Origin of the sequence: uncultured Dysgonomonas sp., from assembly GCF_900079725.1 — a bacterium.
GTDB lineage: Bacteria > Bacteroidota > Bacteroidia > Bacteroidales > Dysgonomonadaceae > Dysgonomonas.
In genome coordinates, this window is sequence record NZ_LT599032.1 from 1,979,337 (window position 1) to 1,991,938 (window position 12,602).

7 protein-coding genes are annotated in these 12,602 nt (G+C 40.5%); 2 read left to right on the plus strand and 5 right to left on the minus strand.

Features of this window, described 5'->3' with window-relative positions:
- Nucleotides 1-169: 169 nt before the first annotated feature.
- The 5 genes from QZL88_RS08435 to dxs form a co-directional block, all read right to left on the minus strand.
- The gene (locus tag QZL88_RS08435) at nt 170-1,861 is read right to left on the minus strand and encodes an alpha-amylase family glycosyl hydrolase (RefSeq protein WP_296940056.1); all 1,692 of its coding nucleotides are present in this window, start codon (nt 1,859-1,861) and stop codon (nt 170-172) included.
- Between the two features lie 603 nt (nt 1,862-2,464).
- On the minus strand, nt 2,465-3,547 hold the full coding sequence (locus QZL88_RS08440; RefSeq protein WP_296940059.1) for a CapA family protein: 1,083 nt from the start codon (nt 3,545-3,547) through the stop codon (nt 2,465-2,467).
- Nucleotides 3,548-3,564: 17 nt separating this feature from the next.
- Nucleotides 3,565-5,022: a TrkH family potassium uptake protein gene (locus QZL88_RS08445; protein ID WP_296940061.1), complete on the minus strand. Its 1,458-nt coding sequence runs from the start codon at nt 5,020-5,022 to the stop codon at nt 3,565-3,567.
- A gap of 10 nt (nt 5,023-5,032) precedes the next feature.
- A complete protein-coding gene (gene trkA, locus QZL88_RS08450) occupies nt 5,033-6,370 on the minus strand; it encodes a Trk system potassium transporter TrkA (RefSeq protein WP_296940063.1) in 1,338 nt (445 codons plus the stop codon).
- A 127-nt stretch (nt 6,371-6,497) separates the two neighbouring features.
- Nucleotides 6,498-8,441, minus strand: a complete 1,944-nt coding sequence (gene dxs / locus QZL88_RS08455) for a 1-deoxy-D-xylulose-5-phosphate synthase (protein ID WP_296940065.1) — start codon at nt 8,439-8,441, stop codon at nt 6,498-6,500.
- Between the two features lie 399 nt (nt 8,442-8,840).
- Here dxs and QZL88_RS08460 point away from each other — a divergent pair, with 399 nt between their 5' ends.
- On the plus strand, nt 8,841-11,249 hold the full coding sequence (locus QZL88_RS08460) for a TonB-dependent receptor (RefSeq protein ID WP_296940067.1): 2,409 nt from the start codon (nt 8,841-8,843) through the stop codon (nt 11,247-11,249).
- Between the two features lie 228 nt (nt 11,250-11,477).
- Nucleotides 11,478-12,602 carry a PepSY-associated TM helix domain-containing protein gene (locus QZL88_RS08465; RefSeq protein WP_296940069.1) on the plus strand — a complete coding sequence of 375 codons (1,125 nt, stop codon included), beginning with the start codon at nt 11,478-11,480 and terminating at the stop codon, nt 12,600-12,602.

Here is a 12,602-nt window from a genome sequence, read left to right on the forward strand (position 1 = left end):
AATTTTACCGAAATCGTATCTTATAAAATCTTTATACTTCTCCCTCATCTTTTTCCCGGCACTTTCAAGCACTTATTCTCTTTAGCTAATCGTTACACCGGTAAGAAATATATAAAGATCTATTTCAAAATAGCATTCAGAAAGATATCCATACAGCCTGAACAGGGAACTATTGTCCGACAGTGAACTTAATTATCTTCCCCGAGTAGGACTCCATATTAATATATAAGGCCTTATCCCAGCGGGAACTTAGTGGTATATTCTTCTTTGAGAATAGCTCCTTTGCATTCTTTATCCTCTGCGGTTCAATACCCATATAGTCGAATGCCTCTGACGGAATATGCACTGATATTTCTGACGCATATGGAGCAAAATTAGCAACTACGAGTATAAATTCTTTTTTGCCGGAACGAAGAAACGCATATTGTTTTGAGGAATCAAATTCCGGATTTTCATAATTATGATACATCAGGTCGAAGAACTTGCCCGAAGTGATGCTTTCCTCTTTCGCTATTTGTATTAACTGGACATAAAACTTGCGCAGCTTCACTTGTTCCTGTGTCAGATTTCCGTTGCCAAAGGAACCATTACTCCTCCATTTCCGCACAGAATCTACCGACCAGTAATCGAAAATGGTAGTTCGCCCGTCAAGCCCGCTGAAACCTTCTTTGTCCATACCACGCTCGCCCAATTCCTGCCCAAAATATATCATCACCGGATTGGTGTGCATAGTGGCTGCGGTAATCATACCCGGTATAGCTTTGAATGCATCGCCGGCAAAAAAATCGGAGGCTATACGCTGCTCGTCGTGGTTTTCTAGGAAATTTAGCATCTTTGACTGTAAGTCCCCGATACGTTGCCAGCAAAAAGTAATTTCAGAGGCCGGCTTATATCCGCATATAACATCGCGAAGGGTGTCATACAGATCGACTTTGTCATACAGATAATCGAATAATCCCCAGTGCACATAATTGTGATATTGCGCAGGATCATATACCTCTGCAATGAAAATAAGTGATTTGTTTTTTGCCTTGACCTTAGGAATAACCCAGTTCCAGAACTCTACCGGTACCATTTCTGCCATATCGCAGCGAAATCCATCAACACCTTTCGACGTCCAATACAGTAGTATATCCTGCATCTTTAGCCATGTATCAGGAACAGGCATAAAACAATTGGTTTTACCATGATTATAATCCACTCCGTAATTGAGTTTTACGGTTTCATACCAATCATTGATTCCGGGTTTATTTGTAAAACAATTATTTCCTGTCGCTTTTGCCGGATATTCCACGTAAGCGCCATCGCCCTGCTGAACAGGAAACTGCAATTCCAGTTTTTGATTTGGTATATAATAAAAATTATTATCGGGGTCGAATGCAATTGTGGGATCGTCATCCTCTCCAAAGTCTTTCACTTTACGGGGTTTGGCATCTGAATGATATTGGCGCGCAACATGATTTGGTACAAAATCTATTATCACTTTCATGCCGTTCTTGTGAGTTCTGTCCACCAACCCTTCAAACTCAGCTATTCTGTCTTCAACCACATCGGCCAGATCGGGCGAGACATCATAATAGTCGCGTATTGCATAAGGCGATCCTGCATTACCTTTTATTACGTCCGGATTATCTTTAGATATGCCATGTGCAGAATAATCTGTTTTGGAAGCATGCTCCAATATCCCTGTGTACCAGATATGGGTAAATCCCATTTTTTTTATCTCTTTCAGAGCCTTGTTGTCGAAGGCGGAAAATTTGCCTGTTCCATTTTCTTCCAGCGTACCGTTCTCTTTGTTTATGTCTTTATTATTTCCGAATAGTCTGGGAAGTACCTGGTAAATAAATAGTTTTTCCTTCATTTTTGTGTATTTTGAGATACAAATATCCGAATTTTTTATCGAATAATTATTATGTTTATAGCAAATTGGCACTGTAAACACACGAAAATTGGCAGCAATAACCATTATTTAAATTTACATTTATTAACTATACAGTGTTAAAACCTGACACATCTGACAGTTTTTACTTTGTTTGATTTTATCGATTTCACTTTCATTAACTATATGTAGTTAAAAGGTAACACGGAAAACAATTAAGAATTAAGAATGAATAATTAACAATTAGCTTTTACCCTCTCTGTAGCCTCCCCTCGGGGCAGGGCTGTTAAGTTCTCTACTTTGTTCTGTTATTTTCTGCTGTCATCCTGAGTGGAACAAAGGATCTCGCCCCTGAGAAACGAGATGTTTCACTTCGTTCAACATGACACAGAGGGTCTAAAAAAATTAGAACTTAACAGCCCTGCCCTTTGAGGAGAAACAACGTTCGACGGAACGAAGTGTAGTCAATGGAGGGGCCATCAATACATCAAAGAACCGCAAGCTAACAGCTAAAGGCTATCAGCGTACCTATATAGATAAACTTTTATCAAAACGATTAAGATCCAGCAGAGCACATCGTAAATCCTAGTCCTTCTTCCATAGGCTTTCAATTGCATCCTTCGCATTGGTCGCAAAAGCCTTCATCTTAAGAAATGACACCTCCCCGAGTTTCTCTCGCCCCAACTCATTATCAAAAGAAGCTACGGGGAGCAGTTCGAAAAAGGATGGAGTATCCTTGTCTTTCATCAATTTATTGACCCATACAAGAGAGTACGAACAGGAGTTTATTCTGACAGGATCATTCCCGTCTTTGCTTATATCTATCTTTACCATCATGCCACCTGTTGTATTTACCGGTTTCATGGCAGAAATAAGGTTCCCCATCGAATACACGACAACATTCTTTATCTCATCGCCTTCTTTTTGTATATCTATAGGTTGCACCACATGTGGATGGCCGCCGATAACGAGGCGTACCCCATTACTGATAAGAAAATCGGCAAGTTCTTTTTGCTCTTTATTGTGTTTCAGTACATATTCGATACCCCAATGCATGTTAGCTATAATGATATCCGCTTTCATTATTTTAGCTTGTTCAATATCCTTCAGTATCTGTTTTTTATCGATATAATTGACAATATTGGGTTTTGTTACAGTATATCCGTTTGTATCATAAGTATAGTTTAACATAGCGATACGGATACCGTTCTTTATCATCATCAGGGGATAGTATAAATCCCGTTTTTCTTCATTGGCGAAAACCCCTGTGTGCTTCACCTTTATCGAATCAAGTATTGTAATGGTACGCTCCAAACCTTTTTTTCCTTTATCCAGAATATGATTGTTCGACAAGAGAAATATATCGAATCCGGCATCTTTCAATGCGTATGCGTACTCGTCGGGAGAGCCAAACCGGGGATAACCCGTATATCTTTCACCGGGTAACGTGGTTTCCAGATTGACAACCGCGATATCTGCATGTTTGATTTCATCTGTTACATACCGGAAGTATGGAGAATAGTCGTAACCTTCACTTGTCTTCGCTACATCGAGTTGTCCTTTATGTTGCATGGCATCTCCGGCGAAGAGGAAGCTGACTTTTTGTTCTTGTGCAATCGCAGTGCAAGCTAAGAATATTGCGGCAAGAAGAGTGTAGTGTTTTTTCATTTATATAGAATCGGTTATTATCTTCTCCAGAAAGCAGGCATAAATAAAGAAAGTACCGTAAACAGTTCCAGACGGCCTGTTAGCATCAGAAAGCAAAGATACCACTTAGAAACTGTAGGCACATCCGAAAAATGTCCGTTATGCCCTATCTCAGCCAGTCCTCCGCCAACATTTCCTATACAGGAAATAGCAGCGCCCAGTGAATTCTCGAATTCCATACCCGACAAAGACAGGAGCAGGCAACTGATGATGAGTATCCCCAGATAAAGGAATATGAAGGCCAGTACTTTTGTGACAATGTCTATGGATATCACCCGGTCGTTGAGACGGATGGGGAGTATAGCATTCGGGTGTACCTGCCGTTTAAATTCATTGATGGAGTTCTTGAAAAGGATAATGATACGCACTATCTTGATACCGCCCGCAGTGGAACCGGCACATGCCCCGAAAAGCATAAAGATTACTACTACAAACTGATAGAATGCTCCCCAATTCATGAAGTTCTCCGTCGAAAAACAGGTGGTGGTAAGTATAGAAACAACCTGGAACAGAGATGTACGGAATGTTCTTTCCACACCTTCTATCTTTCCCGAGGAATATAGCCCCACAGCGATTATGGATACAAAGATAAGGATGATAAGGACATACCATTTAAACTCTTCATTCCTGAGGAGTTTTTTAGGGTCGCCTTTCATAAAGAAATAGATAAGAGGGAAGTTAATACCGCCTATAAACATAAATATGGTAATAACATACTCTATATAAGCAGAATTCCAGTAAGCGATACTATCCTGTTTAGTAGAAAATCCGGCAGTAGAGATAGTAGTGAAAGCGTGGCAGACAGAGTCAAATATATTCATCGGCCCCAACCACAACAATAGGACAAGTATACCTGTAAGGAATATATAGACCATCCATAGCCGCTTGGCTATCTGAGAGATACGCGGGCGAAAACGGTCATATCCGATCCCTGTAACCTCAGCGTCGTACAACACTGAAGCATTACCTCCCATGGGTAAAATAGTGGCAACAAATACAACGATACCGAGTCCCCCCATCCATTGGGTTATACTTCTCCAAAAAAGCAGGCCTTTGGGCATGCTCTCTATATCGGTAAGTATCGTCGCGCCTGTCGCCGTAAAACCGGATATTGTTTCGAAATAAGCATTGCTGATGCTCGGTATTGCCCCACTAAAGTAGAATGGTAGCATACCAAAGGCAGAAAGAACAATCCATGACATGGCTACCATCAGAAAACTCTCACGTTTTCCTATCGGTTTAACATAGTCCTCGGTACCGGATAGACGAAGGAATACGCCCGCAAAGAAAGTTATCGTTGAACTTATCAAAATCGCATCGCCTGCTATTTCATGCGAGTAGTATGAAACAACAGTTGCGGCCATCATAAACAGAGACTCTATGATGAGTAAGAAACCTATAGTTTTTAATACAAAACGATAATTGAAATTGCTCATTAGATATTGATTAATGGAATAGCTTTTCTGCTTCGCGCAACGAATCTTCGAGACAGAAAACCACTACATGGTCGTAAGGCTCTATCATGGTCTCCCCGTCAATCATCATTGGTTCTCCATTGCGAATCAGTCCTCCCAAAGTCACATTCTTGGGCAATATAATTTTTTTTACTTCTTTCTTGGTTATCCGTGAATTTGGCCGGGCTATTATTTCAGCTACATCGGCGTTAGCTACTGTCAGAGATTTCACATTAGATACATCCGCACTGAGCAGGAAACGGTAAATATTGCTTACGGTAATAAGCTTCTTGTTGATAATACTGCCGATATCCAGATTTTCAGCCATCGAGATATAATCCATATTCTCTATTTCTGCCACTGTTTTTCTCACACCAAAACGTTTTGCTGCCATACAAGCCAGAATATTGGCTTCGGAATTTCCGGTAACAGCAATAAAGGCATCTATATCTTTTATACCTTCCTGTAAAAGGAATTCGGCATTGCGTCCGTCGTTATGGTAGACGGTTACATTCTTCGGCAGTTTTTCCAGCAACTGATAGGATTTTTCCTTATCTGATTCCAGTAGCTTTATATTTGTGGAGTCGGGCAAATACTGGCAAGTACGGATCGCGATGCGGCTGCCGCCCATTATCATCACGTTTTTTACATCAAAGGTAGCTTTACCCGCGATTCTTGGCAATTCGGCAACATTATCTTTGGTGATAGTAAAAAATACGATATCTCCTGCCAGCACCTGATCACTCCCCTTCGGGATAATCGTAATATTTTTTCGCTTGATGGCTACAATATGGAATATCTTATTTTCCTGTCCCAATTCATACAGGTACTTATTTACTAGTTCGGAATTCTCCCGGACTTTAATTCCGGCCAGAATAATATTACCATCGCAGAGTTCTATCCACTGGCGTACCCACGGACGCTTCAGTGCTGAAACAATTTCTTTGGCAGCCAACATTTCCGGATAGACCATCGAATTCACCCCCAGCTTCCCAAAGAACTCTTTATTTTTTGGTAAAAGATATTCATAATTATCTATCCGGGCGAATGTTTTCTTTGCTCCCATATTCGAAGCCAGCATACAGGCAGTGATATTCACAGACTCATCGGGTGTGACCGCTATGAACAGATCGGCTTCTTCAACATCCACTTCTGTGAGGTCTTTCAGTGATGTGCATGATCCGGCCATAGTCATCATTTCCAAATTTGTATTTGAAAAATTGAGCTTATCCTTATCGGTATCCATCAGTACAATATCCTGATTTTCTACCGATAGTAGTTTTGCCAAATGTGTACCCACTGCTCCTGCTCCTGCGATTACAATTCTCATAGACATATTATCTATTTAAAGTCTCATACCTGTTTGACCCGCCTTCGCGTCGTCGATTGCTAATTGTTACTTTTTTATTTATAACAACAAGAGTTAGTTATAATAAAATTGCATTAAATTCTTTCTCTTACTTATATATATCCTCATGTTGCTGAGGTACGACATTATACCGGATTAATGTTTCATGCATACGTTTTGCCAAGCCCGGGGCATCTATTTCACAAAGCTTATTCAACTCTTTTATTGAACCATGAGTTACAAACTCGTCAGGCAAACCTACACGTGTAACATTTATATTATGATAGTTATTCTCCGAAAAATATTCAAGCACAGCACTGCCCAACCCTCCGGTTTCGACGCCATTCTCTATGGTCATAACATTCTCATAGTTCTCGGCTACTTCTTTCAGTAATGCTTTATCTATTGGTTTCAGGAATATCATATCGTAATGGGCAATGGAATATCCCTCACCTTCTATCACAGCTATAGCTTCTCTGGCCGCATTCCCTATAGGTCCTATCGTGAGAACTGCGAGGTCTTTACCGTTTTTCAGTTTTCGACCTTTACCTATTTCCTGCTTCTCCATCTCACATTCCCAATCGCATAATACGCCCTGCCCTCTCGGGTAACGGATGACGAATGGCCCATCATAACCATAAGCTGCCGTAAACATCAAATGGCGAAGATAATGCTCATTGTATGGCGAGGCAATCACAAGATTCGGAATACAACGCATATATGCAAGATCAAATGCTCCATGATGGGTAGGCCCATCTTCTCCTACCAGACCGGCTCTGTCGAGACACATTACCATATGCAGATTTTGCAAGGCAACATCGTGTATCACCTGATCATAAGCCCGCTGCATAAAAGAAGAGTATATATTACAAAAAGGCAGAAGACCTTCTTTTGCCAGTCCGGCCGAATAAGTTACAGCATGTGCTTCGGCAATGCCGACGTCGAAAGCCCTGTCGGGAAACTCCTTCATCATATACGTCATGGAGGAACCTGTCGGCATGGCCGGTGTAATACCTACTATTTTTTCATCCTGCTGCGCCAGTTCTACAAGTGTATGACCGAATACATCCTGGAATAACTGAGGTTGATTTTTCGATTTCACGATAATCCGTTCCCCGGTTTCTTTATCAAACTTCCCGGGTGCATGCCATACAGTAGCTGATACTTCGGCAGGTTTGAAACCCTTACCTTTTACAGTATGTATATGCAACATCTTAGGGCCTTTCAGATCCTTGATATTTTGTAAGATACGGATCAAACCACGCAAATCATGTCCGTCTACAGGGCCAAAATAGCGGATATTAAATCCTTCAAAAAGATTATGCTGTTTAGTCAGCAATGACTTCAGACTGTTATTAAAGCGGAGGATAAAGTTTTTACCTTTCTCCGTGATCAGGTTCCCTTTCTTAAATTTCTGATAAACATCGTTCCTCACACGGTTATAAGCCGGGGAGGTCGTCATTTTCACCAGATAATCGCGTATCCCACCCACATTATCATCGATAGCCATATCATTATCGTTAAGGATAATAAGTATATCGTTAGGCTGAGAATTTGCATTATTCAGTGCCTCAAAAGCCAATCCTCCGGTCATGGAACCATCACCGATAACTGCTACAACGTGCCTGTCCTCTTTTTTCAGGGCCGAAGCCACAGCCATACCCAGTGCCGCTGAAATGGAATTGGATGCGTGCCCGGCAATAAATGCATCGTATTCGCTTTCTTTCGGATTGGGGAATCCGGCTAAGCCGCCAAACTGTCGGTTGGTATGAAATCTATCTTTTCTCCCTGTGAGTATTTTATGGCTATAAGCCTGATGTCCGACATCCCAAACGATGCGGTCGTATGGGGTATTATATACATAGTGGAGGGCTACGGTTAACTCTACTGTACCTAGACTGGACCCGAAATGCCCCGGATTATTGCTTAGTTGGTCGATAATAAAATTCCTCAAATCGGAGCAAAGAGTTTCCAACTCTTCGATGCTCAGGTTTTTCATATCGGAGGGGTAATTTATCTTCTCTAGTATTGATATATCGTTTTGTTCACTCATAATAGTTTTCTTCAAATATAGAACCGCCCTTTTTTATGGGTATAATAAACAGGCAAATATATAAAACAAATAGCATTTATATGTTAAGTTGCATGTAATTTAACCTGTTGAGGCAGACACTTTTTACATACCGTAAGAAAAGGAGTGCTTCAGACAGAGCATTTTAAAGATCAATCTCCGACAAGCAGATTATTTGTTAATTAAATTAACACGACAAACCATTCAACCTTTACAAATAGATAAACCCTACGGAAAATAATATATCCATCAATCCCTATTTATTGTGATAATTATATAAAATTATCATTATTTTTTGCGATTGCCAGCCTAAGCAATAATCAGGACCTTTGCCCTCGATTATATTTATCTATTCACACATATACAAAATATATAATAACTATGAGGAAAATTATTTTTCTAAGCCTATTACTTATTCTCAATATATCATTTGTTGTTGCACAGACAATAAAGGGAAGAGTACTTGATGATAATGGACAACCTTTAGCTTCGGCTACTGTTGTTATTAAAGAATTGCAAAAAGGAGTATCCACTGATAATGAAGGAAAATTCAGATTTGTACGTCTACCAAAAAGAGAACTTACTGTAGAGGTGAGTTTTGTAGGTTATAACAATAATGAAAAAAAGGTAAATCTTTCTGATGATCAGGAAATACATCTTCAATTTAACATGGTGCCAAATACCAATCTGAATGAAGTGGAAGTATTCGGTGAACGATATAAACAACCTGAAAAGCTGGATGCGATTACACGTATGCCGCTTCGCCCAAGCGAACAGATACAAAGTATATCGGTTATTTCGGATAAAGTGATAGCCGAACAAGGTGCATTGACCGTAACCGAGGCAATACGAAATGTTCCGGGTGTTATTCTTTTCGGCTCATACGGTGGAGTAAAAGAAAGCTTCTCCAGCAGAGGATTTAGAGGCATTCCGGTTTTGAAAAACGGGGTTAGAACAGATTCTCAGTTTCAGACTGCATCGATCCTTACCGACATGCAAGGTGTAGAAAGCATTCAGATGATAAAAGGCTCTGCAGCGATTACACAAGGAGTGATTACCGATATAGGAAATGCAGGAGGCGTGATCAATGTTGTAACAAAGACACCTAAGTTTGTAAACGGAGGAGAGGTTGGCGTACGTGCAGGCAGTTGGGGACAGTTTCGCCCTACATTCGACGTACAGTCTGTACTGGATAAAGGGAAGACTGTTGCTTTCAGATTGAATGGCGCTTATGAGCGTTCGGATAATTATCGCCCGATCGTTTCCTTGAACAAAGTGTATATCAATCCATCTTTGGAATGGAGACCTGATGAAAAAACCACAGTAACTCTCGAGATGGATTATATGAATGATGACAGAACTCCGGTTTCGAGTGCAATAAATCTAGCCGACGGCGGTACAGAAGCGATGTACGAGATACCTCACGATAAGTTCCTTGGCACCAAGGCAGATAATATAAACACAAAAACACTTACATATGCAGCTCGCATAACACGCCAGATTGCGGACAAAGTGAGCGTTAGGGCTGCCTATTTCGGATCTTCTTACAAATTTGATAATTTGAATACATCTATTGGAACAAAAGCTATTAAGGATGATTATAATGTAAGAGGTAGATCATTGACAAGAAACATGAGAGATGACAAGAATTCAACATTCCAGCTGGACCTGGTAGGTAAAGACATCTATACAGGAAGTATTAAACACACATTCCAGCTAGGTTTCGACTATAGAACAGCGGATGTATCCACCACCAGCTATTCGTCTTATCCGTTAGGAAATATAGATATTGTAAATTCTCCTTCTATACCAAATGATATAAGCCAGGACTCCATCATAAAATATATAAAACCAAACACTCCTGTTGATACATACTATTCTACATATGGCATTATGGCTCAGGAGGTAATGACTATAAACGATTACGTAAAAGCAATTTTGGGACTTCGCTACAGTTCTATCTCTACGAATAATACCGGTGGTGGTGTAACTACAGAAGATGCATGGAACCCGATGGTAGGAGTAATGGTTACTCCTTTAAAAAACATGAATTTATTCGGCTCATATACAACTAGTACCAATCTTAGAAATGCAGCAAACATCCTGGAAGATAGAGTAACCCTTGCAGGTCCTGCGACAACAAAACAATGGGAGTTCGGTATTAAATCAGACTGGCTGAATGAAAGATTGCGCTTTAACTTTACGTATTTTGATATACTTACCGATAATCTTACCAATTCGGAATATGAATATAATGAAGAAACAGGGAATCAGGTAACTACAGGCTACTATTACAAAGCAGGAGACCTGAAGAGAAATGGGATAGAAGTGGAATTAAGCGGACGTATACTTACCAATTTACAGGTGATGCTGGGATACTCATACACGAATGCCAAATACAAGAACAGTCCGTCATACGAAGAAGGGTCTGCTCCTATAAATGCAGCTAAACATACGGCAAACGGATGGGTATACTACACTTTGGACAGAAGTCCGCTGAAAGGTTTATCTATTGGCCTTGGCGCCTACTATGTAGGCAAGCGTCCTGTGGATGACTTCTCGCTGAAACCAAATGGACATGAAGGCACGCTTACCGGGACAAAACCGTTCGATATGCCGGCCTATACAACCGTGAATGCTCAGTTGGCTTATACTTACGGCAAGGTGACTACCCGTGTGTTCTTCAACAATATATTTGATGAGGTAGGATATAATTCATACTTCCGTGGAGGCTTTATCAACCAGATAGACCCGCGTAATTTTGCAGCAGTGGTTTCGTACCGTTTCTAAGACGAATCACCATTTATGATTACGGGACAATAAGAAAATCATTATTTATTGGGATTGCAGGTTGTTACAATTAGTCCGAAATTTGCAGAGATGATAGTTGATTTAATCTGCTTCAATTCTCAAAAAGATATAGATTAAAGAATTACTTAACTTTGATGATAGTTGTTCCGATGAATTGTTTGATAGTCAATCCATCGGAACTTTTTTTTAGAATACAGAAATACATTTATGCGTAAATTTCTCAAACAGCTACACAAATGGCTTTCGATTCCGGTGGGAATCATTATTACAATAGTTTGTCTTACCGGAGCAATACTTGTATTTCAGGATGAAATACTTCAACTTTCAAATCCTTCTCATTATTTTGTAAAAGAGGTAAAAGGCAACCCTATACCATTGGATGAACTGATACCAATGGTAAATGCTCAACTAGACAGTAATACTGTGGCCAGTGTACAAATACTGGACAATCCGGAGCGCACCTACACAATGACTCTCAAAGAAGGTTTCCGTATATCAGCCTTTGTTAACCAATATACAGGTGAAGTAACCGGAATGTATAAATTCAGGGAAAGCCCGTTCTTTACCATTATGTCGCTTCACCGTTGGTTATTGGACGGCGGACGCACATGGGGAAAATATACAGTAGGTATTTCTACTCTGATATTCGTATTTATTCTTATCAGCGGTTTTATAGTATGGATGCCCCGGCGACTAAATAAGAGCCGTTTCAAAATTCAGTTTCGTAAAGGAGGGAAGCGTCTATGGTACGACCTGCACAATGTGCTTGGAGCGTACGCCTGCCTCGTATTACTGATATGTGCCCTTACAGGAATGGTGTGGTCTTTCGAGTGGTACAGAAACGGAGTATTCAAGTTGTTTGGAGTGGAAGCACCCAAGGAACATGGACACGGAGGGGGCAACCGCGGAGGCGGAGGAAGAGGTAAGGAAGGCAAAAAAGAAGAACTGAATATAGCAAACTGGCAAACAGTATTCAATACATTAAAAGCAGCCAATCCGGATTATGAATATATCCGTGTGCAGGACAAATCAGCAACAGTACATTTAAAGTCATCCGTCACATCGCGTGCCACTGATAAGTATGACTTCGATAAAAACACCGGAGAGATAACAAAAATCACTCTGTTTAAAGATCAGGAAGGAACAACCAAAGTGTGGGCATGGGTATATAGCCTGCATGTAGGGAATTACTGGGGCATCTGGTCGAAAATATTCACTTGTTTCTTTTCTCTAGTGGGCGCAAGCCTACCCATTACAGGCTATTACATCTTCTTCGCAAAGAGAAGGGAAAGAGCTAAAGTAAGAGCAAGAAAAGAAATACGCAAAAGTTAA

Bases quoted from the DNA above. Each gene is read 5' to 3' on its own strand.
- QZL88_RS08435 (WP_296940056.1), bottom strand. From the start codon at position 1,861: ATGAAGGAAAAACTATTTATTTACCAGGTACTTCCCAGACTATTCGGA.
- QZL88_RS08440 (WP_296940059.1), bottom strand. From the start codon at position 3,547: ATGAAAAAACACTACACTCTTCTTGCCGCAATATTCTTAGCTTGCACT.
- QZL88_RS08445 (WP_296940061.1), bottom strand. From the start codon at position 5,022: ATGAGCAATTTCAATTATCGTTTTGTATTAAAAACTATAGGTTTCTTA.
- trkA (WP_296940063.1), bottom strand. From the start codon at position 6,370: ATGAGAATTGTAATCGCAGGAGCAGGAGCAGTGGGTACACATTTGGCA.
- dxs (WP_296940065.1), bottom strand. From the start codon at position 8,441: ATGAGTGAACAAAACGATATATCAATACTAGAGAAGATAAATTACCCC.
- QZL88_RS08460 (WP_296940067.1), top strand. From the start codon at position 8,841: ATGAGGAAAATTATTTTTCTAAGCCTATTACTTATTCTCAATATATCA.
- QZL88_RS08465 (WP_296940069.1), top strand. From the start codon at position 11,478: ATGCGTAAATTTCTCAAACAGCTACACAAATGGCTTTCGATTCCGGTG.